Source organism: Pantoea sp. LMR881, assembly GCF_027157825.1.
GTDB lineage: Bacteria > Pseudomonadota > Gammaproteobacteria > Enterobacterales > Enterobacteriaceae > Pantoea > Pantoea haifensis.
Window position 1 is genome coordinate 98267 of sequence record NZ_JAPVOK010000002.1, and the last position, 22542, is coordinate 120808.

Annotated in this window: 11 protein-coding genes and 3 pseudogenes; 13 read left to right on the plus strand and 1 reads right to left on the minus strand. The window is 49.2% G+C overall.

Annotated elements, in window-relative coordinates; genetic code table 11:
- The first annotated feature begins 174 nt into the window (after positions 1–174).
- The 11 genes and pseudogenes from O3W44_RS02145 to O3W44_RS02195 all read left to right on the plus strand — a co-directional run bounded on the left by O3W44_RS02145 (position 175) and on the right by O3W44_RS02195 (position 15615).
- A complete protein-coding gene (locus O3W44_RS02145; RefSeq protein WP_269291812.1) occupies positions 175–1125 on the plus strand; it encodes a flagellin N-terminal helical domain-containing protein in 951 nt (316 codons plus the stop codon).
- A gap of 151 nt (positions 1126–1276) precedes the next feature.
- On the plus strand, positions 1277–5497 hold the full coding sequence (locus O3W44_RS02150) for an FkbM family methyltransferase (protein WP_269291813.1): 4221 nt from the start codon (positions 1277–1279) through the stop codon (positions 5495–5497).
- A 1155-nt stretch (positions 5498–6652) separates the two neighbouring features.
- Positions 6653–7624, plus strand: coding sequence for an HNH endonuclease signature motif containing protein (locus O3W44_RS02155; protein ID WP_269291814.1), 972 nt, complete (start codon positions 6653–6655; stop codon positions 7622–7624).
- Positions 7625–7766: 142 nt separating this feature from the next.
- Positions 7767–8489, plus strand: a complete 723-nt coding sequence (locus O3W44_RS02160) for an RNA polymerase sigma factor FliA (protein ID WP_269291815.1) — start codon at positions 7767–7769, stop codon at positions 8487–8489.
- A gap of 50 nt (positions 8490–8539) precedes the next feature.
- The gene (fliZ, locus tag O3W44_RS02165; RefSeq protein WP_269291816.1) at positions 8540–9043 is read left to right on the plus strand and encodes a flagella biosynthesis regulatory protein FliZ; all 504 of its coding nucleotides are present in this window, start codon (positions 8540–8542) and stop codon (positions 9041–9043) included.
- A 198-nt stretch (positions 9044–9241) separates the two neighbouring features.
- Complete coding sequence (locus tag O3W44_RS02170; protein ID WP_269291817.1) at positions 9242–10228, plus strand: D-cysteine desulfhydrase; 987 nt, start codon at positions 9242–9244, stop codon at positions 10226–10228.
- Positions 10229–10334: 106 nt separating this feature from the next.
- Positions 10335–11135 (plus strand): cystine ABC transporter substrate-binding protein, encoded by an 801-nt coding sequence (gene tcyJ / locus O3W44_RS02175; protein ID WP_269291818.1) that lies wholly within the window; start codon positions 10335–10337, stop codon positions 11133–11135.
- Complete coding sequence (gene tcyL, locus O3W44_RS02180) at positions 11135–11803, plus strand: cystine ABC transporter permease (protein WP_269291819.1); 669 nt, start codon at positions 11135–11137, stop codon at positions 11801–11803. The genes tcyJ and tcyL overlap by 1 nt, the downstream gene beginning before the upstream one ends.
- Positions 11800–12552 (plus strand): L-cystine ABC transporter ATP-binding protein TcyN, encoded by a 753-nt coding sequence (gene tcyN / locus O3W44_RS02185; RefSeq protein ID WP_269291820.1) that lies wholly within the window; start codon positions 11800–11802, stop codon positions 12550–12552. The genes tcyL and tcyN overlap by 4 nt, the downstream gene beginning before the upstream one ends.
- Before the next feature lie 623 nt (positions 12553–13175).
- A pseudogene (locus O3W44_RS02190) lies at positions 13176–14260 on the plus strand (acyltransferase family protein).
- A gap of 962 nt (positions 14261–15222) precedes the next feature.
- Positions 15223–15615 (plus strand): hypothetical protein, encoded by a 393-nt coding sequence (locus O3W44_RS02195; protein WP_269291821.1) that lies wholly within the window; start codon positions 15223–15225, stop codon positions 15613–15615.
- Between the two features lie 23 nt (positions 15616–15638).
- Here O3W44_RS02195 and putA read toward each other — a convergent pair.
- A pseudogene (gene putA, locus O3W44_RS02200) lies at positions 15639–19585 on the minus strand (trifunctional transcriptional regulator/proline dehydrogenase/L-glutamate gamma-semialdehyde dehydrogenase).
- A 450-nt stretch (positions 19586–20035) separates the two neighbouring features.
- Between putA and putP the strand changes: the two are divergent.
- Together putP and efeU are read left to right on the plus strand one after the other, a co-directional pair.
- Positions 20036–21520 (plus strand): sodium/proline symporter PutP, encoded by a 1485-nt coding sequence (gene putP / locus O3W44_RS02205; protein WP_269291822.1) that lies wholly within the window; start codon positions 20036–20038, stop codon positions 21518–21520.
- 196 nt (positions 21521–21716) lie between these two features.
- Positions 21717–22540: pseudogene (gene efeU / locus O3W44_RS02210) on the plus strand (iron uptake transporter permease EfeU).
- Positions 22541–22542: the final 2 nt, after the last annotated feature.

Consider the following 22542-nt stretch of genomic DNA (forward strand, 5'->3'; position numbering starts at 1 on the left):
TCTGCTCTTAATTACCAAAGCGTCCATTTATGGACGCTTTTTTTATATAAAAATAACGTTATTTTTATATAAAAAACGCTAAAGCATGTTGCTGCGTTGTCGATAATGTTATTGAAAGGTGATAAGGCCATGAGCCGGAAGCCTAATGTTAATCAGACTTTAAGGAATACCATCATGGCAGTTATTAATACCAACACCCTGTCCCTGACCACTCAGAACAACCTGAGCAAATCACAGTCTTCTCTGGGTACGGCGATTGAGCGCCTCTCTTCTGGCCTGCGTATTAACAGCGCCAAAGATGACGCTGCGGGCCAGGCAATTGCTAACCGCTTTACCTCTAACATCAACGGCCTGACCGTTGCGTCACGTAACGCCAACGACGGTATCTCTCTGGCGCAGACCGCTGAAGGCGCGCTGAGCGAAATCAACAACAACTTACAGCGTATCCGTGACCTGACCGTACAGGCGCAGAACAGCTCAAACTCAGCATCCGACATCGACTCCATCCAGTCTGAAGTTAACCAGCGTATGGAAGAAATCGACCGTGTCACCACGCAGACCGATTTCAATGGCAAGAAAATCCTGAACAACTCTGGCTCAGCGGCGAAATCTTATGATTTCCAGGTGGGTGCAAAAGATGGTGAAACCATTTCAATCAAAATCAACAGCGCAGCGGGCTGGAACCTGGCTTCTGCCGGTACAGACGGCACGACTTCTGCTGCTGCGAGTGGTGTTTACGCTAACACCGTTGCTGCTTCCAGCCTGGATGCAGTAGACGGTGAAGACCGTACAGTAGATGCAGTTGGCTTTGATGTACTGAGCGGCCAGGTTTCAGGCTCGACAGCAGGTGCTGGCAAGCCTTTAGAAGATATCGATGCTGCGATTAAAGCTGTTGATACGCAACGTAGCTCGCTGGGTGCGTCGCAGAACCGTTTCGAGTCAACCATTACGAACCTGAACAACACCGTTGACAACCTGTCATCAGCACGCAGCCGTATTCAGGACTCTGACTACGCGACTGAAGTGTCAAATATGTCACGCGCGCAGATCCTGCAGCAGGCGGGTACCTCGGTACTGGCGCAGGCCAACCAGGTTCCACAGGCGATGTTGTCTCTGCTGCGTTAATCTTAACGCGTTAATCCTGACAATTAGCAGTAAAAATAACGGGTACTTTGCCCGTTATTTTTTTTTGTATTTTTTAGAATGATGATAACTGACAGTAGCTGCGTTCTGAGTGCAGTGCGGCTATCGTATTTCATTGAGGAAAAGTACAAATATGAAAAAAACATCTGCCCGTTCCAGAATCGCACAATCTCATCTCCGCCAAAATACAGGCGATCAGCTCAGTAAACAGCTTCTTGAACTTCTTGATAAGAAGCCACGAGCTGCTTTAGCAGAAGTCAGTAAACTCATCGATAAAGATCCTTCTAATGCGGATTTATGGGAATTAGCTGGTCGCGCTCATCATAAGCTTGGAGATTTTATCTCGGCAGAGAAAAATTTCGATAAGGCGTTAAGTTTACATGCTAACCATCGTAAATCGCTATATTCCAAAGCAGGGTTGTTTTACGCGCAGGAACGTTTTGATGAAGCTGAAATTTTTGCCAGACAGGCAATTTCATCATTAAACCCTACACATGCTTTACCTGTAAAATTACTGCTCGCCAATATCTTACATAAACAAAAAAAATATACTGAGTCGATAGCATGCTTTGAAGAGCTTATCGCGATCGAGCCAAAAAAATGGTCTTACAGAAATCATCTGGCTCTCATTTACCAAGAACTGGCTCTGTTTGATAAAATGCATGAAGCTTATTCACAGGCAAAAAAATTAACCAATCATAATCCTTTGCCTTATTTTAACCATATTGTTAGCTCACATTATGATCCAGCAACTACGGCGCAAATAATTAAAGAACGCTGCACTGAGTGGCAACGCGTATTCAAACCACTTCTTCCCATTGAACGTGCATCAGCTTTAAACAAGGCTAAAAATAAAAAAATACGTATCGGCATGATATCCGATGGTTTCAGGTCGCATCCTGTGGGCATGATGATCTCTATTGGGTTATCTCATGTTGTCCCTTCAGAAATTGAATTTTATGCTTACAGTACAACGGCAATAAGTGATCAGATTACACAACGTATTCAGCGAATAACCGAAAAGTGGACTCAGGTTGAGGAGCTTTCGGATACAGAGCTGAACATGATGATACGTGAAGATGAAATTGACATTCTTTTTGATTTAAACGGTTACAATTCCAACAGTCGAATGCAAACATTACGACTTCAGCCCGCACCTGTTATGATTAAATGGGTGGGCGGACTGATCAGTAGTACGGGATTAGAGGGTATGGATTATCTACTGAGTGATACTATTGAAACACCGCTTGATGTCGATAATCTCTATACGGAAAAGCTGATTCGCTTACCGGTGGACTATATTTGCTATGATCCGCCTGGATATCTGCCATTAGTAAGTTCGCTGCCATCAGAAAAAAATGGTTACATCACTTTTGGCTGCTTTAATAATGCGTCAAAAATCAGCGATGAATTATTGTCGCAATGGGCTGTTTTACTAAATGACGTACCAAATTCACACCTGTTTTTGAAAAGCTTCAATTTCAAAGATGCCTCACTCTGCGAGCGTGTGTTAAGCACCTTAGAACACCACGGCGTAGCGCGCGAAAGGGTTATTCTGGAAGGCGCTTCACCGCATAAGGAGCTGCTGGAAAGCTATAATAGAGTTGACATTGCTTTGGACCCCTGGCCTTATTCTGGCGGTTTAACCACGTGTGAAGCGATGGTAATGGGCGTACCTGTCATAACACTGCCAGGCCCAACGTTTGCTGGTCGTCACTCTGCTTCTCACCTTGTACATGCCGGAATGCCTGAGCTGGTTGCTGACGACTGGACGCATTATCGCAAAATTGCTTTTGATCTTACGCAAGATCTGGCGAGTCTTTCGTTAATTCGTCAACATTTACGCGAAATTTTGCTCGCTTCTCCTGTTTGTGATGGCGAACGTTTCGCCCGTCATTTCTCAGATGCAATGCGGGCAGTATGGCAGCGTTATTGTGAAGGAAAGTTACCACAGTCTTTATCTTTTAACGAAGAAGGATCTCTTTATTTCAAGGATGAAGATGATGCTGTTCTTCTTGATATTCCCCCTGTAGGGGATGCAGTAACGACAAGCGACTATAGCGCCGATTTTGCTTTTAACCTTGAGGGTAAAGTAATGATGGTCGATTATGGTGGCCATCTCGCACGTAACGAACGTTTTAAGTCATTAATAGCGATGAATGGCACATTTGCCATAATTTTCGATCCGCTTGGTATTGTTGAAGATAAACATTTACCCTTAAAAAGAAATTCGCTACAACATATCCAAATGCAAATGCTGGGTGACGGAAACGACCGCCAACTGTATATGTGTTTAGGCTCAGAATACAGCAGTGATTTACCTGCACTTAGGCTTACTTCGCATGAAAAGGATTGGTATCCTCAAAAAGTATTAACTACACTTTCAGCACCTTCAATTAAGCTGGATGAAATACACGGTCTCAATAGCCTTGAATGGTTAGTATTAGATAACAGATTTAATCTTAGCGATCTGTTTGCCTATGGCAGCAGAACCTTAAGCTCATGTTTATTTGTAGACGTATATTATCGATTTATCGAAACACATCTCGGGCAGCTTTCATTTAGCGACATTAGCCTCCAGTTGAGCAAGTTTGGCCTGGAGTTTCACTCATTCATCAATATTGAATATGCCAACCCCATTGAAATTGAGGGTGGTAAATCATTGCCATCGTCGCAAATGATAGCCGCTCAGGCGCTATTTATAATTGGAAAAGAGCGCAGGGCTGAGTTGAGTGCAGCACAACGTGAGAAGTTAGCGTTTATTCTCCATGCTGGATATTGCTTGCATGATGCCGCTACGGATGTTTTGCAAAGAAGTTCAACAGCACGTGCTAAATTTTATGCTAGTCAATGTGTGACGGGTCATAGTGGTGCTATTTTAAATGCTAACAAAGTAAAAAAACATCCTTTGCCGCAAAAACTAATTATTAGCTTAACATCTTATCATAAGCGTTTTTCGACGCTTCATTTAACATTGGATTGTTTGTTAAATCAGTCGATTAAAGCCGATAGGATTGTCCTATGGCTTGCTGATTCTGAACGTTCTTTAGTTCCTGAAAGCGTTCTTTTGTTCAAAACGAAAGGGGTGGAAATAAAATATTTCAAGGATATAAAATCGTATAAGAAAATCGTTCCTATGTTAATTGAAGAGCCAAACGCTTTTATTGTAACTGCAGACGATGATTTATATTATCGATCCGATTGGTTAGAGAAATTGATAACCGCGTGGGATGGTGATTATAAAACAGTAGTTGCGCACCGGGCGCATAAAATTCTTCTTGGTAAAGATTCAATGCCAATTCCCTATAAAAAATGGAATTGGCAATATACTAACGCATCAGATATTTCTGGAATGAATTTCCCCACATCGGGGGCTGGGACATTATATCCACCACATTGCTTTCATCACGATGTGATTAACGAAAATATTTTTGCGGAGCTATCTCCTAATACTGATGATATTTGGCTTTTCTGGATGTGCCGTTTGAAGGGAGTTAGATTTAAAGTTGTTGGAGAGAAAATGGAGATTCTCGAGTGGGAAGGAACGGCAGAGAATGCTCTATGGCGCGAAAATTTATTAAGCGGAGGGAATGATAATAATATCAGGAAGATGATTTCACATTATGGCTTCAACTTTGAGGAAGGCAATGAATCAGTTAATAAAGTATTCTCAATTGACAATCTTTTCTCCTTTTCTTATACCGATAAATTGGTCTGTATGTATTTGCCTAACGAACTCGATTTTATCCAAAATGTAATTAAAGGAAATAAATGTTTTTATGAGCCAGAAATGTTATCAGATATCGCGACACGGTCTAAGCTTGGCTCTACTATCATTGACATAGGTGCAAATATTGGCAATCACTCCGTTTATTTTGGTTTGTTTTGTGGGGCTGGAAAGGTACTGTCTTTTGAACCCCAAACTGAAGTATATGATACGCTCTGCAAAAATATTTCTTTAAATAATTTAAATGAAAAGGTTACAGCATTCAAAATGGGGTTGGGTAGTTATGAAACCATGGCAAGTCTCGGTGTGGTAGATCATAAAAACATCGGCATGACTAAGTTGGAAATTAATGCAGGTGGCGAGATAAAAATATCTACATTAGATTCTCTAATGGAAAATGAGCCGAAGAATTCAATATCTGTCATCAAAATTGACGTTGAAGGGATGGAAATGGAAGTTTTGCGCGGGGCAATAAAGACACTTGAACAGCATAGCCCTGTAATATATGTGGAAGCTGCTTCAAAATTAGAGTTTGATGAGGTGTCTCATTTTTTAGCAAAATTTCGTTATGCCGCAACGAAACGTTTTAACGCAACAGCAACATATCTTTTTGAAAGAAGTGCATAAGAGTAATAATCAGTAAGGCTATTAACCATATGCTCTTTAATATATTTAAAGGGCATTTATTATGGTTTATTTCGTAGCATAGAACTGGACTATACGCACACTCTAGTGTCGGAAAAATAAAAACTATTCTTTTAGAAATTGGATGTTTATTTGCAAGAAAATCACAGAGGTGCCGTGTAGGGGTAATTATTTGAAAAAAGTAGATCGTAATCGTAAGTTGAATGGATTTAGATATTTTATCCAATAGTTATGAATATACTGTATAATAACTATATTTCATTAAGCCTTGGTAAGTTCAATGACATAAAAGCTTGCTTTCATAAATGAAGATCATTTTATATCCTCTGTACTACGGTCGAATCGGGCATCATTGAGCATTGCCTGTTTTACGCAACTGCGTTTGGAAAAAGTCCGTATCAAATCTTAAACACTTTAATTTTACATCGACCAGAGGCCACGTTTTTATTACTATCTGAATCTTACCTCATGCTAATGAATGAAATAATAATGCGGGCTCATAAAATTCCGAGAAACTCTCCATTAAGGGTTGCGACTCATGAATTTGACTTGTACTAACTTTACCCATAGTAATGGAAAAGATATTAAATGAAAAATTTAATGGTTTTTCAATATTTCGATACCATGAAAAATTATATTGCTGTAAGTATAAAGGTTTAGGTGCTACTTTATGATGTTACTACCTAACTGAAAAAGAGTCATTAATAATTATACCATTAAGCCTAAGATAGCTATTGTTTTTGTGCTTGCAGAACTATCAAGGCGCAGAAGTGTACCAATTTAATTGGGTTGCAATAATTAACTGTATTCATAATTTTTCTTATATTAAAGCGAGGGGTTAAAATGCTTCATTGAAATTTATGCGAGGGGGTGAATGTTTCGTGGCAGGAAAAAGTATGTTATGGCCCTCAGTGCATCTGCACATAATGGGTAACTATTGCTATTACTGCCATATATATAATATTCACGCAGTCGGTGTTCCTTTCTCAGATTAATTGAAATTGCATACTGGCGAAAATGAGCGTTCCGCCTGCTACCCTATACCTCAAAAAAGTAACTCGCCCGTTACAGTTCTTTTTCCCCCTGCCGATAACCTATTCAGAACAACTTTACATTTGATCCATTTATGGAGTGTCTATGCGCTTCAATTATGACTTGTTACCGGGTGAGCAGCTGACCTTTGAAGAGATAGCCTCACGTTATGCACAAAAATATCCCGAGGATAAGGAGTTAACGGCGCGTGCGCTGTTAAGCCCCAGTACCAGCTTTCGCACGTTAAAAATCCGCGCGGTATTCGCGCATGAAGAGAGCAACAGCCCGCTGGAGGATTTGCTGTTCATTGCTAACGACAATGAACGTAAAAACTATTTGCGTCGTTTCGAGCATTACCTCGAAAAACAGCAAACCTTCCTCTATTTTCGCCGCAGTCAGCGGAATAAAAAAGAGAATACCTGGCAGGTCGTGGGAGAGAGTCGGGTGTATGCAATGATCGACCCGCATTCCGCTGCGGCACAAAATCTGCTGAGCAGTCGCGGCTACAAGCTGGTGTTAATGCGCCAGGATCAAGAGCAGGAATACTGGCAACTGTTTGATCCGCAATCTCATCCTTGCTTTGCCCAGTCGCGGCGTATTCAATATATCGTGGTGTTAAGTACGCCTCAGCTCAAAGTCCCTACCGCGGTTATGGCGGGCACGCAAGTGGGGCGCCGCGTGAAAATAAATGTATTGCAACGCGCCAGCCAGGCAGAGTTTATTGCAGCTCTCACCGCGCGATATGGCGGCTGTGTTATCACCGGAACGCGCCTTACCGATCGTCATAACTGGCCATGGGTAGAGGCCTGTCATATCGATTTACGTGAAAACGAAGAGGGTTTTTTAGCGGACAACAGCGCCGATAATGGCCTGTTCTTGCGAAGCGATCTGCAGCGTTTATTCATTAACCGCTTGATAAATATTGATGGAGAATCGGGACGGGTGTTATTTCATCCCGATAGTGAGACTCAGGAAAGCGTGAGTTCCTTTTATCAGGCCCTGGATGGAGAGGTCTGTGCATTGTGGGACAAAGTGCCACCAGCCACGCGGCAAAGGCTGCTGGACCGGCATAAATGATGGATGTCAGGGAGCAGATTGTTGCGCTCTCTGACATGACAAATTTGAAATAACCTCGATTTACCCCGCCTATTCTGCCAATCGATAACCCTACAGAATCGGATAATCATGCCGATAACTTCATTAACGCAGGGTAGTCAACGTGAACGATCTCTATACCGCCGATGGCGTGATGGACAAGCATTCGCTCTGGCAACGTTACGTTCCTCTGGTGCGGCATGAGGCGCTGCGTCTACAGGTACGTTTGCCAGCCAGCGTTGAGCTTGATGACTTGCTGCAAGCAGGTGGCATTGGTTTGTTAAATGCTGTGGAGCGTTACGATGCGCTTCAGGGTACTGCCTTTACTACTTACGCTGTGCAGCGCATTCGTGGCGCAATGCTGGATGAGCTTCGTAGCAGAGACTGGGCACCACGCAGCGTTCGTCGTAACGCACGCGAAGTGGCTGGTGCTATGCATCGAGTGGAACAGACGTTGGGGCGTGCTGCCACTGAGCAGGAAGTGGCTCAGCAGTTGAATGTTTCGATGGAAGAGTACCGGCAGATTTTGCTGGACACCAATAACAGCCAGCTTTTCTCCTACGACGAGTATCGGGAAGAACACGGCGACAGTGCGGAGCTGGTGACGGAAGGCCATGAAGAGGCTAACCCGCTTCATCAGTTGATGGAAGGGAGTCTGCGTGAACGCGTCATTGAAGCGATCGAAGCGTTACCCGATCGTGAAAAGATGGTGTTGACACTGTACTACCAGGAAGAACTGAACCTGAAAGAGATTGGCGCGGTGCTAGACGTGGGAGAATCCCGGGTCAGCCAGCTGCACAGTCAGGCGATTAAACGCTTGCGTGCCCGGTTAACGGGAGCGCGCTGACAGACTCAGTTCCTGGCGATCCAAAAATATAAAAAACCGGGGACTCAGCAATGGGAGCCAAAACCAAAGCCAGACCGTTAAGTCGTTACCTTAAAGACTACAAACACAGCCAAAGCAACTGTTCGCATTGTGGCAAGGTATTAGATCGTATGGCGCTCGTTTTTCGCGGCCAGATCATCAATAAAGAGGCCATCGCACGGATGGACCAAATGATTGATGAGCAATTGTGGCTGAAACTTCAGCCCGAACTGACCGCGTTATGTCGTTTTTGTAGCGACATTTTTTGCAATACTCATCCAAATTATTTCGACATTATGGCGTTTAAACAGTATTTGTTCGAACAGACTGAGATGAGCCCCAGCACGATTCGTGAATATGTGGTGCGGCTGCGTCGACTGGACGACATGCTGAAAGCAAAGAATTTTCCGGCAGACAGGTTGCGTGGCAATAGCTGGCACGCTTGTCTGGAAGATGATTTGCCGGATGCGGGAAATAATAACTACCGCATCGCGCTGCGTAAGTACGATCAGTTTTTAGGTTGGCAGCAAAACTGAAAAGTGGGAAGCAGGCCGTTTGATTGAGTGCGCGCTGTCCCCCACCTCAGCTTTTCCCTTTATGGGGGAAGACCGTGGTCGGGGACAGCGGGCATTAACGTCAGGCAAGGCACAACCCCATAAAAGGAAATCCAGGTGATCCTTTTCCTATCTTCTGCAACACTATAAAGATAATTGTGAATTGCCCTGGAGGCAGCATTGTCTTTACATCTCTTGCATCAGTTTCCTCGTCTGGAATTGCTGGGCGCACCAACCCCGCTTGAGCATCTTCCTCGTCTTTCCGATTTTCTTGGCCGGGATATTTTTATAAAACGTGACGATGTCACGCCAGTTGCTATGGGCGGAAACAAGCTACGCAAACTGGAATTTCTGGCCGCTGATGCGCTGCGAGAAGGTGCAGATGTACTGCTTACTGCCGGTGCCATTCAGTCAAACCATGTCCGCCAGACGGCAGCTGTTGCAGCGAAACTTGGCCTGAAGTGCGTTGCGCTGTTAGAAAATCCTCTTGGCACTGCATCAGAAAATTATCTCAGCAACGGCAATCGCCTGTTACTGGATTATATGGATGTTGAAATCATCATGGTTGATGCCTTAAACAATCCTGCTGAGCAACTGGCTGAACAGGCAACACGCCTTGAAGCGCAGGGATTTCGCCCCTATGTTGTGCCCGTTGGCGGCTCTAATGCACTCGGTGCGCTGGGCTACGTAGAGTGCGCCCAGGAAATTGCGCACCAAAGTGAAGGGGTTGTAGATTTTGCCGCCGTGATTGTGGCCTCCGGAAGTGCCGGAACTCATGCTGGCCTGGCGGTCGGGCTGGAGCAGCTTCTTCCTGATACCGACCTTATTGGCGTAACCGTTTCGCGTAAGGCCGATGCCCAGTTGCCTGTCGTTGAACGGATTCGTACGTCACTGGCCTCGCAGCTGGAAGTCAGTGCAACGGCACCCGTTACGCTGTGGGATGACTACTTTGCGCCGCGCTATGGCGAACCAAATGAAGAGGGCATGGAAGCGGTCAAACTGCTGGCTCGCCTTGAAGGTATCTTCCTTGATCCGGTTTATACCGGCAAAGCGATGGCAGGATTGCTGGACGGTATCAGTCAACACCGTTTTCGCCGTGAAGGTCCATTGTTGTTTATTCATACCGGCGGTGCGCCGGCATTATTTGCTTATCATCCTTCGGTCTGATAGGTCGTTAAAAAACAGTTTATAATTCATCAGTTATTACGCTACACACGGCTGCGGTTTAGCGTCGCAGTCGCAAACACAACAGACACTAAAAATTGGGGTGAATATGGTCTTTTCTCGTGTACGTCGCCAGCTGGCGATGGGCGTTATGGCGATGGCACTGATCGCGGGTTTTAACGTTAAAACATTCGCTGCTGAAAATCTTTTGAGCAAAGTGAAAGAGCGCGGCACACTGCTGGTGGGACTGGAAGGCACTTATCCGCCATTTAGCTATCAGGACGAAAACGGCAAACTTACCGGCTTCGAAGTGGAGTTTGCTCAGCAGTTAGCACAACATTTAGGGGTGAAAGCGAATCTGAAACCCACTAAATGGGACGGCATGCTGGCCTCACTGGATTCAAAACGTATCGATGTTGTGATCAATCAGGTCACCATCTCCGATGAACGTAAAAAGAAATATGATTTCTCAACGCCATACACCATTTCTGGGGTTCAGGCGCTGACCATGAAAGCCAAAGCCGGCGCCATCACTAAGCCCGAAGATTTATCAGGCAAAAAAGTGGGTGTAGGGCTGGGTTCTAACTACGAGCAATGGTTACGTGACAACGTGAAGGGCGTCGATATCCGTACTTATGACGACGATCCTACTAAATATCAGGATCTGCGCTCAGGCCGTCTCGATGCCATTTTAGTTGATCGACTGGCTGCGCTGGATCTGGTGAAAAAAACCGGCAATACCATGGCGGTGGCAGGCAATGCCTTTTCCCGTCTGGAATCCGGGGTGGCGCTGCGTAAAGGCAATGACGATTTGCTGAAGGCAATTAATCAGGCCATCGCGGATATGCAGAAAGACGGTTCGCTCAGCAAGCTGTCTGAAAAATGGTTTGGCGCGGACGTAACTAAATAATGCAGGAAAGCCTCCAACTGGTGCTGGATTCAGCACCTTTTTTACTTAAAGGCGCGTTGTTTACGTTGCAGCTCAGCATCGGCGGGATGTTTTTCGGCCTGGTGCTGGGCTTCATCCTGGCATTAATGCGTCTGTCGCATTTTTGGCCGGTTAGCTGGCTGTCGCGTATCTATGTCTCGATTTTTCGCGGCACGCCGCTGATTGCTCAACTGTTCATGATCTATTACGGCCTGCCTCAGTTTGGTATTGAGCTGGATCCGATTCCTTCCGCAATGATTGGCCTGTCGCTTAATACCGCGGCCTACGCGTCGGAATCGCTGCGTGGCGCGATATCAGCCATTGAACGCGGACAATGGGAAGCTGCCGCCAGTATCGGTATGACACGCTGGCAAACGCTGCGTCGGGTCATTTTACCGCAGGCAGCACGCACCGCCTTGCCGCCGCTGGGAAACAGTTTTATCAGCCTGGTCAAAGATACATCGCTGGCGGCAACCATTCAGGTGCCGGAACTGTTTCGTCAGGCGCAGCTGATTACCTCACGTACGCTGGAGGTTTTTACGATGTATCTGGCGGCTTCACTGATTTACTGGGTAATGGCAACCGTGTTGTCAGCACTGCAAAATCGCCTGGAAAATCACGTTAATCGTCAGGATCGGGAGTCGAAATGAGCGCCATTGAAGTGAGCAAACTGGTTAAAGCCTTCAACGGACAAACCGTGTTGCACGGCATTGATCTTGAGGTTGCCTCAGGTGAAGTGGTCGCCATTATTGGTCCCAGCGGCTCAGGTAAAACCACCTTACTGCGTAGCATAAACTTACTCGAAGTACCCGACAGCGGCCAGATTAAAGTCGGTGATATCACCATCGACGCCACACTGGCGCAGGGCAAACAAAAAGAGCAGGTGCGTCGCTTGCGACAGCAGGTTGGCTTTGTTTTCCAGAGCTTCAATCTGTTCCCGCATCGCTCGGTGCTGGAAAATATCATTGAAGGCCCGGTGATTGTTAAAGGCGAGCCGAAAGCAGAAGCGATAGCCCGTGCCCGTGAATTGCTGGAAAAAGTGGGATTGCAGGGTAAAGAAGAGAGCTATCCGCGTCGTCTTTCGGGCGGGCAGCAGCAGCGTGTCGCTATTGCTCGCGCACTGGCTATGCGTCCTGAAGTCATTCTGTTTGATGAACCTACTTCTGCGCTGGATCCTGAATTAGTCGGTGAAGTGCTGAATACGATTCGCGCACTGGCTGAAGAGAAACGCACCATGGTGATCGTTACCCATGAGATGAGCTTTGCTCGCGATGTCGCCGATCGGGCTATTTTCATGGATCAGGGACGCATTGTTGAACAGGGCGCAGCCAAAGCGTTGTTCAGTAATCCACAGCAGGCCCGCACCCGTCAGTTCCTTGAAAAATTCCTCAATCAGTAATCCTCTCGCCTTCATCGCTGAAGGCGTTTTTCTTTAAAACTGCGCTGTTTTTGCCAGTCAGGGCTGTAACGATTAGCATTTTCCATCACTTATCGCGAACTCACTGCTCACCTGTGGTACAGGTTATGCAGGGCTTATTTGCCGATACCGGCTAAAAACAGTAATAAAAAATGATAATAGCGCCGCGTCAGGATTATTATCAGCACCATTAATTTTCGTTTGTTTATCAAATTAAATTAACTAATGGTCATTTAACACATATTTATCTGACGCGTTAAACGTTTTGCCACATTTGACAATATTTTTCTTTTTAGTCAACTTTATTCTGGTCACGCAGGCCTTAGCATTATCTTATTTAATTTGCGCTGTTGCTCAATAAGTCACGCCGGCATTTTGATTTTATCGTCTAATTAACAGTCACATCTTTTTTTTTTTTTAAATGTAAAGAAAATCCTGCTGAGGTAAATAAATGTCTGTTACAGGGCCAGGCTAAGTGTTTTAAGATTTTCGCTACATTCAGATGTCATTCAAAGGCGAATAATCGATTGATAACCATAAAAGCCAGATTAATTTCCTCGCATTTGCCTGTTAAAAAATGTGACCTACACAGCGGGAGTCGACTAATGAATAATACCAAGTCAGATGAAATATTATGGGTTAACACCCTGAAAGGCGCCTGTATATTACTGGTGGTACTCTATCACACTGTGCTGCCTGGATTTGAAGGAACGCTAAAATATCTCTCTGCGGGATGGATCCCTGCTGAAATTTGGGTGCAATTCAATACGGTTCTGTCGCCACTGAGAATGCCAGCATTTTTCTTTGTTTCAGGCCTGCTGGCGGCTAACGGTATTCTGAATAAACCCTGGAAACAAGTGTTTACCAGTCGCATTACTAACCTGTTTTATCTCTATATTTTATGGGGATTCATTCAGTGGTGGTCGATAGTCGGCATATCAACTGAAATTACGGGGCAGCGTATTTCACAAAACTTAAATGCAGCTTATGCTGGCTCGCTGTTTGAATTTCTGAAATTGACTTTTATGGCTATGAGTACGTCATGGTATTTATATGGATTAGCCCTCTATTTTCTGTGTGCGAAGTTTTTCCGCCAATATAAAATGGCGTTAATCATTGCAGCAGTCGTCCTGAATTATCTGGCTGTAGAAAAAATCATTCCTTACTGGGGGCCGCAAAGTGTAGCGCAATATTTCCTGTTCTTCTTGCTGGGGGCTTTTTTCAGCACCACCATGCTCCGGTTAAGTGAATGGCGTCGTGAGAATGCTGTCCCTGGGCAATGCTAGTGGCATTGGCAGGCATTCATGTCATATTTGGCCTCGACAGAAGTCTTTTCATGTGCATTATTGCTGTATTAGTCAGTGTTGCCGCCTGCCGCTGGTTGAATGAGCATTTTAATATGTCTTTTATGAACTGGATTGGCCGTAACACGCTGCAAATATATGTTATTCATCGCATCTTTATTGAGTTTTTTGGCATGTCCGCCATTCTGTTTGCTCAGCGTCATCATCTGTTTGAGCAAGCCTGGTTTTCCTTTATGTGGGCCTGTTTCTATCCGCTGGTCATTGTCGGGATCTGTTCTCTTTGTTCCATCGCGGTGTGGTCTTTGACCAATCGCGGGTTGGGGCAATCACTGTTTATATTCCCGACGCTTATCGCGATGAAACGAAGCCGTACGCCGACGGTGTAGACGAGTCGGTATGCGGCCGACAACCGCTAAAGTGCGCCCAGGACGGGCGCCTGTCGCCTGCACTCCGTGCAGGTTCCGACCGCCAGGCGGGGAAACACACTCCGTGAGGGTTCCGCCCGCCGTGCGGGTAAACACACTCTGGGCAGGTTCCGCCCGCCGTGCGGGTAAACACGCTCCGTGCAGGTTCCGCACGCCAGGCGGGTAAACACACTCTGGGCAGGTTCCGCCCGCCGTGCGGGTAAACACACTTTGTGCGGGTTCCGCCCGCCGTGCGGGTAAATACACTCTGGGCAGGTTCCGCCCGCCGTGCGGGTAAACACACTCCGTGCGGGTAAACACGCTCCGTGCAGGTTCCGCCCGCCAGGCGTGCGGCAGTTTCAGCACCTCCGTGCAGGCGGACGTGTCAAGGGGGCGTCGCGGCCCCCTTGACAATCCCCGCGCCCGGCAGCCTCTGCTGTACCTTCGTCTCTCGCTGCGGCCTGACGGACCGCCCGGACTTGCCAGTCCCTGGCGCGTTCCGGCCTCTCGCCGACGTCCTGTCGGCTCATCCTGGCCTGCGCTCTTTCCTCAGCGCGCCGGATGCCTCCACCAACCCCCGCCTGTGATTTCTGAATTAATGCCTTAACAAGGTGTTGTCTGAGATTGTGAAACGCAAAACGCAAAACGCAAAACGCAAAACTCAAAACTCAAAACTCACCGCCATGAAGTCTGTAAAGAACGGAAGCTGCGGGTGCAGCGGGGGTTGTCAGAGGCCTTCCTGCACGCTGAGCGGATGAGGGATTTCAGGACGAGCGGCATGGATGCCGCGAAGAGGCTGGAATGAACCACGGAGGGTGAATTCAGCCGTTCCGTCAGAAATCCAGAAAGAGCGAAGGGACCGCGGAGCGGCGGGCGGGCAGGCCGGAAGCGCGGGTCAAGGGTTGCCGCTCAGCAACCCTTGTCGGTCGCCTGCAGCGGGGAAAATGAAACTGCCCGGCTGCCGGGCGAACGAAACCTTCTCAGCGCCCGGTTCGCGCAGCGAACGAAATCAGCGTCCGTTGGCGCAGCGAACGAAACCTTCTCAGCGCCCGGTTCGCGCAGCGAACGAAATCAGCGTCCGTTGGCGCAGCGAACGAAACCTTCTCAGCGCCCGGTTCGCGCAGCGAACGAAATCAGCGTCCGTTGGCGCAGCGAACGAAACCTTCTCCGTGCCCGGTTCGCGCAGCGAACGAAATCAGCGCCAGTTGGCGCAGCGAACGAAACCTTCTCAGCGCCCGGTTCGCGCAGCGAACGAAATCAGCGCCCGGTTCGCGCAGCGAACAAAACCCTCACTGAACAGCAGAAAAAAAGCGGATAAACGGGCCGCAACCCGTTAACCCGCTCAATCTACCGAAGGCACTTAACCAATGGTCATCAGGCTGGCGTTACCGCCTGCTGCTGCGGTATTGACACTTAATGAACGCTCAATCAATAAACGCTCCAGCAGCAAATTGGTTTCACCGCGAGCAAATCCCTGCACGGAAACAATGGCACCGTTACGGGTGGCAATCTGCTCACACAGGTTGCGTAACTGATCTGCATCGCCGTGATAAATCACTGCATCAAACTCACCGACGAGAGGATCTTTTGCCAGGCTAATGCGGGCTTTTACCGCAGCCGGCAGGCTCGCCAGCAGCGAACGGTGCAGCTCATCATCCTGCCACAACGCTTTACTGCCGACGCTGGTGACAGCGGCAAGCTGGATTAACGCATCCTGCTCATTATCGGCCAGACACAGCACGTGCTCACGCGGTAACAGAGAGAAAGTGTTGCGCTCACCCGTCGGACCAGGTAACAGTCGCACTGTCCCGGCTTGTCCCATTGCAGCATATTGCTGACACAGCGCAGCCAGCTCTGGTTTCTCCTTCGCCCATTCGCTCAGCGCCTGATGCGGCTCAAGCAGCGCCTGACGCAGCGAATTGTCTACCGGACGTTCCGCATCCTGACGATCAAATGTCAGGCGTAATGCACCATCAGGACGGTTAGCCAACAGGCGATAGAGATAAAGCGGACCACCTGCTTTCGGCCCTGTGCCCGACAACCCTTCACCACCAAACGGCTGCACACCAACCACTGCGCCCACCATATTGCGGTTAACGTACAGGTTGCCGACTTTGGCGTTCGCAGTGACCTGCGCAATGGTTTCATCAATGCGGGTGTGTACGCCCAGCGTCAAACCATAGCCAGAGGCATTGATCTGCGCAATCAACTCGGGCAGTTCGTTACGGGTGAAGCGCACCACATGCAGCACCGGACCAAACACCTCTTTATCCAGATCGCTCACCTGATCCAGCTCAATCAGCGTGGGTTTAATGAAGGTGCCGGTTGACCACTCTTTACTGTCGAGCGGGTTTTCCTGTACCGCCTGATAGACATTGAAGCCTTTATTACGCATCGCCTGGATGTGGCGCTCTATGTTCTCTTTCGCTTCAGCATCAATTACCGGACCAATATCGGTCGACAGGCGTTCTGGGTTACCCATGCGGCATTCTGCCATCGCGCCGCGCAGCATTTTGATAGTGTGATCGGCAACGTCAGCCTGCACACACAACAGACGTAACGCTGAACAGCGTTGTCCTGCGCTATCGAAGGCGGAGGCGACAATATCCACCACGACTTGTTCGGTCAGAGCAGAAGAATCTACGATCATGGCATTCATGCCGCCGGTTTCAGCAATCAACGGCGTTGGGCGACCTTGTGGATCAAGGCGGCCAGCCAGATTACGCTGGAGCAAGGTCGCAACAGCGGTTGAACCGGTAAACATCACGCCGCGAACGCGATCGTCACCCGTCAACTGCGCACCAACCGTCTCGCCCTGGCCCGGTAGCAATTGCAACACGCCCGCCGGTACGCCAGCATCCAGCAGAATGTGCACTGCCTGAGCGGCAATCAGCGGCGTCTGCTCGGCCGGTTTCGCCAGTACGCTGTTACCTGCCGCTAACGCAGCGGCGATTTGGCCAGTGAAAATGGCGAGCGGGAAGTTCCAGGGACTGATACACACCACCGGTCCCAACGGGCGATGGGTTTCGTTATCGAAATCGTCACGCACCATGCCTGCGTAGTAATAGAGGAAATCGACCGCTTCACGTACTTCCGCAATGGCGTTGTTGTAAGTTTTGCCCGCTTCACGCACCAGGATGCCAATCAGTTGTTGCATCTGGCTTTCCATGATCTCGGCGGCGCGTTCCAGAATCCCCGCACGCTCTTCTGGCGGCGTCGCAAACCAAATCGGCCCCGCATTCACTGCGGCATCCAGTGCCAGCGAAACCTCCTGCTCCGTCGCTTCACGCACCTGACCCACTATGTCGTTTGGTGCAGCAGGGTTGATCACATCACGGGTTTCGCCGGCTCCCGGTTCGCCGTCAATGATTGGCTGTGCCAGGCAAGGCTGAGCGGCACTGCTCAACAGGGCGCTGGACAGCGATGCCAGGCGGTGTTCATTCGCCATATCCAGGCCGGCTGAGTTAACGCGGTGTTTGCCGTAGAGATCGCGCGGTAGCGGGATTTTCGGATGCGGCAGGCCAATCGCGCCTTCGCTGGCACCCATTTTCTCAACTGCTGTAACCGGATCGGCCACCAGTTCCTCAATCGGTAGCGATGTATCAGCAATGCGGTTCACAAACGAGGTATTTGCGCCGTTTTCCAGCAGTCGACGCACCAGATAAGCGAGCAAGGTTTCATGCGTACCCACCGGTGCATAAATGCGGCAAGGGCGGTTCAGCTTGCCATCCGCAACTTTGCCTACCACCTGCTCATACAGCGGCTCACCCATACCGTGCAGGCACTGGAACTCATACTGGCCTGGGTAGTAGTTATTGCCCGCCAGCTGATAGATTGCGGCCAGCGTGTGGGCATTGTGCGTAGCAAACTGCGGATAAATAAGATTCGGCACCGAAAGCAGTTTACGGGCGCAGGCGAGATAAGAGATATCGGTGTAGACCTTGCGCGTGTAAACCGGATAGCCTTCCAGGCCTTCCATCTGGGCGCGTTTGATTTCGCTGTCCCAGTATGCGCCTTTCACCAGACGAATCATCAGACGGCGACGGCTGCGCTGCGCTAAATCCACCAGTTCATCGATAACGAACGGGCAACGCTTCATGTAAGCCTGAATAACAAATCCGATACCGTTCCAGCCTTCCAGTTCCGGTTCGAAGCAGAGTTTTTCCAGCAGATCGAGTGACAGCTCCAGACGATCGGCTTCTTCCGCATCGATATTGATACCGATGTCGTAAGAGCGGGCCAGCAGGGTCAGCGATTTCAGAATCGGATACAACTCTTCCATCACGCGATCGTATTGCGCACGGCTATAGCGTGGATGCAGGGCCGACAGCTTAATCGAAATCCCCGGACCTTCATAAATCCCGCGTCCGTTTGACGCTTTACCAATTGCGTGAATAGCCTGCTGGTAGGAAACCAGATAAGCCCTGGCATCGCTGGCAGTCAGTGCAGCCTCGCCCAGCATATCGTAGGAGTAACGGAACCCTTTTTCTTCAAGTTTGCGGGCGTTAGCCAGGGCTTCAGCAATGGTTTCGCCCGTGACAAACTGCTCACCCATTAAACGCATCGCCATATCCACGCCTTTGCGGATCAGCGGCTCGCCGCTCTTACCGATAATCCGGTTGAGCGAGCGTGACAGGTTCGCTTCGTTATGCGTTGAAACCAGACGTCCGGTGAACAGTAATCCCCAGGTTGCCGCGTTGACAAACAGGGAAGGGCTGCGGCCCAGATGCGATTGCCAGTTACCGTTACTGATTTTATCGCGGATAAGAGCATCACGGGTTGGCTTGTCCGGAATACGTAACAGGGCCTCTGCCAGGCACATCAATGCCACGCCTTCCTGCGAAGACAAAGAAAACTCCTGCAGCAGGCTTTGCACCATTCCGGCGCGCCCGGTTGCACCTTTTGGTGCCGCAGCTTGTCGGCAAGCTGATAAGCCAACTGATGCGTTTTTTCAGCTAACGGTGCCGGAAGACGTGCTTGTTCAAGCAGCATCGGGACCGCATCAGTTTCAGGCCGACGCCAGGCTGCCGTCACGGCAGAGCGCGTTACCGACTGCGGCAAAATGTGTTCTGCGAAGTCAAGGAAGGGCTGATGCGCCTCGTCTGGCATGCCTTCATCACCTTCTGCAACAGCAAGGGTAGACAGCGGAATCTCTGGCAGTGAATTGCCCGCTTCAAGCTGGTTCAGATAGTTAAAAATCGCCTGCTTGATGAGCCAGTGCGGCGTGCGATCAATGCCTTGTGCGGCCAGTTTAATGCGCTCGCGAGTCGCATCGTCCAGTTTTACACCCATGGTGGTTGTACCCATGACTTCAGTGCTCCTTAAAAGTAATTCGGTACGGCGTGGCCTGCACTATTACTCATGTTGCAACTTTGTGCAACCGTGTTAAATGTGAGCCAGTTAGCAAGGTTTTTACGTCGTCGCGTGTTAAATTTTGCAATGCGGCACAAATCTTGCTGCAAGAATCTCGCCAACCTGCCAGGCCCGATTAAATCTGACTTGTGGAGCGATGTCATGAGGTGCAACTTTAATTCTGTGAGCGAGTGCAACCTCTGAACACATTTTCACAAATGGTTAGTGAAATCGCTGTAACGCCTGTGTTAAATCCATTGTGCGCGGCTCGCCTTTCCGGCAGGATACCGCGCCTCAGGGAAATGGCTAATGCCCTGAAGAGGATGAGCTGTAGTGTTGCCCCGTTCCGGCAACCATGCTTAAAGCGATTTCTCTGGGGAAATCAAATTATAAGTGGAGAGACAGATGACACTAAGTACACCGATGCTGGTGACCTTTTTAATTTATATACTCGGAATGGTGCTAATCGGTTTCATTGCCTATCGGTCAACGAAAAACTTCGACGATTACATTCTGGGCGGACGTAGTCTTGGTAGCTTAGTGACAGCTCTCTCAGCCGGTGCGTCTGATATGAGTGGCTGGTTGCTGATGGGTCTGCCCGGCGCCATTTTCCTTTCCGGCATCTCTGAAAGCTGGATCGCCATCGGCCTGATAATTGGCGCATGGCTAAACTGGAAAATTGTTGCGGGTCGTCTGCGTGTCCAGACTGAGCATCACGACAATGCCCTGACGCTGCCCGATTTCTTCAGCAGCCGTTTTGAAGATCACAGCAAAATCCTGCGTGTCATCTCTGCAGGGGTTATTCTGGTGTTCTTTACCATTTACTGCGCCTCAGGCGTGGTGGCCGGTGCGCGTCTGTTTGAAAGCACCTTCGGTATGAGCTACGAAACGGCCTTGTGGGCCGGTGCTGCTGCCACCATCCTCTATACGCTGGTGGGCGGTTTCCTGGCGGTAAGCTGGACCGATACCGTACAGGCAGGCCTGATGTTTTTTGCCCTGCTCCTGACACCGGTGATTGTTATCCTGTCAGTGGGCGGATTCGCCGATTCCTTAGCAGTGATTGAGGCCAAAAGCCTGGAAAACCTCGATATGCTGAAAGGGCTGAATGTTGTTGCGGTGATTTCGCTGCTGGGCTGGGGCCTGGGTTACTTCGGTCAGCCACATATTCTGGCGCGCTTTATGGCGGCCGACTCTCACCGTTCTATTCGCACCGCACGTCGCATCGGTATGACCTGGATGATCCTCTGTCTGGCGGGTGCCGTGGCAGTAGGTTTCTTTGGTATTGCTTACTTCCAGAACAACCCGACGCAGGCAGCAGGCGTGAGCGAGAACGGCGAGCGCGTATTTATTGAGCTGGCGCGTATTCTGTTCAACCCGTGGATTGCCGGTATCCTGCTTTCTGCGATTCTGGCGGCCGTGATGTCAACGCTGAGCTGTCAGCTGCTGGTCTGCTCCAGCGCCCTGACGGAAGATCTCTACAAAGGGTTCCTGCGTAAAAATGCCAGCCAGAAAGAGCTGGTATGGGTAGGGCGCCTGATGGTGTTGTTGATTGCTCTGATTGCGATTGCTCTGGCGGCTAATCCTGAAAACCGCGTGCTGGGTCTGGTCAGCTATGCCTGGGCGGGTTTTGGTGCGGCGTTCGGTCCGGTTGTCCTGTTTGGCGTGTGCTGGAAACGTATGAACCGCAACGGTGCGCTGGCAGGGATGGTTGTTGGTGCCCTTACCGTGCTGGTGTGGAAACAGTATGGCTGGCTGGATCTGTATGAAATTATCCCCGGCTTCCTGTTCGCCAGCATTGCCATCGTGGTGTTCAGCCTGATGGGACGCGAGCCTTCAGCAGAAGCGATGCAGCGTTTTGATGCGGCTGAAGCAGAGTTCCAGACCAAATAAAAAGCAAAACAGGTTATCAGGCCCGCCTTCCACAGAGGCGGGCTTTTTTATGCCTGCTCGGTACACGCCTGCCTCAAAAACAAAATAATTTCCGTCAGCAACTTGTTTTTTCCTCAGCGATAATGATAATCGTACTCGTTTAGATTTACGAAAATTTACCTGGCATTGACGCTGCTTAACATTCAAGAGGTGGGCGATGTTTGTTCCTTTTCTGATCATGCTGCGTGAAGGCTTAGAAGCTGCGTTAATTGTCAGCCTGATCGCCAGTTATCTGAAACGTACACAGCGTACAAAGTGGTTTCCCGCACTCTGGACTGGCGTGTTTATCGCAGCGGCGCTTTGCCTGGCTCTGGGCATCGTTATTAACGAAACCAGCGGAGAGTTTCCGCAAAAGCAGCAAGAGCTGTTTGAAGGCATCGTGGCGCTGATTGCGGTTGTTATTCTGACCTCTATGGTGTTCTGGATGCGCAAAGTGGCGCGTAATATCAAAGGGCGCTGGAACTGGCCGTTGATCAGGCCTTGATGAAACAAGGCAGCGGCTTAGCCCTGGTGCTGATGGTATTTCTGGCCGTAGCACGCGAAGGACTGGAGTCAGTATTTTTCCTGCTGGCGGCGTTCACCCAGGATGTGGGCAATGCACCGCCAGTTGGCGCTGTGCTGGGTTTAGCTACCGCGATTGTGTTGGGCATGTTGCTTTACTGGGGCGGTATTCGCCTGAATCTGGCGACCTTTTTTCGCTGGACCAGCATTTTCATTCTGTTCGTGGCGGCCGGTCTGGCAGCCGGTGCGATACGTGCTTTCCACGAAGCGGGATTATGGAATCATTTGCAGCGTATCGCCTTCGATCTCAGTCACGTCTTATCAACGCACTCGCTGTTCGGCACGCTGCTGGAAGGGGTTTTGGGCTATCAGGAAGCGCCCAGCGTCAGCGAAGTCGCGGTTTACTTGCTCTACCTGATCCCCGCGCTGTTACTGTTTTTTACGCCTGCGCGACCGACGCCGTCAGCCGCCGTGCGCTAAGC

Excerpts from the sequence above, each read along its gene's own strand:
- tcyJ (WP_269291818.1), top strand. The coding sequence starts at position 10,335 with ATGGTCTTTTCTCGTGTACGTCGCCAGCTGGCGATGGGCGTTATGGCG.
- O3W44_RS02195 (WP_269291821.1), top strand. The coding sequence starts at position 15,223 with ATGAAACTGCCCGGCTGCCGGGCGAACGAAACCTTCTCAGCGCCCGGT.
- putP (WP_269291822.1), top strand. The coding sequence starts at position 20,036 with ATGACACTAAGTACACCGATGCTGGTGACCTTTTTAATTTATATACTC.
- tcyL (WP_269291819.1), top strand. The coding sequence starts at position 11,135 with ATGCAGGAAAGCCTCCAACTGGTGCTGGATTCAGCACCTTTTTTACTT.
- O3W44_RS02145 (WP_269291812.1), top strand. The coding sequence starts at position 175 with ATGGCAGTTATTAATACCAACACCCTGTCCCTGACCACTCAGAACAAC.
- O3W44_RS02155 (WP_269291814.1), top strand. The coding sequence starts at position 6,653 with ATGCGCTTCAATTATGACTTGTTACCGGGTGAGCAGCTGACCTTTGAA.
- O3W44_RS02150 (WP_269291813.1), top strand. The coding sequence starts at position 1,277 with ATGAAAAAAACATCTGCCCGTTCCAGAATCGCACAATCTCATCTCCGC.
- tcyN (WP_269291820.1), top strand. The coding sequence starts at position 11,800 with ATGAGCGCCATTGAAGTGAGCAAACTGGTTAAAGCCTTCAACGGACAA.
- fliZ (WP_269291816.1), top strand. The coding sequence starts at position 8,540 with ATGGGAGCCAAAACCAAAGCCAGACCGTTAAGTCGTTACCTTAAAGAC.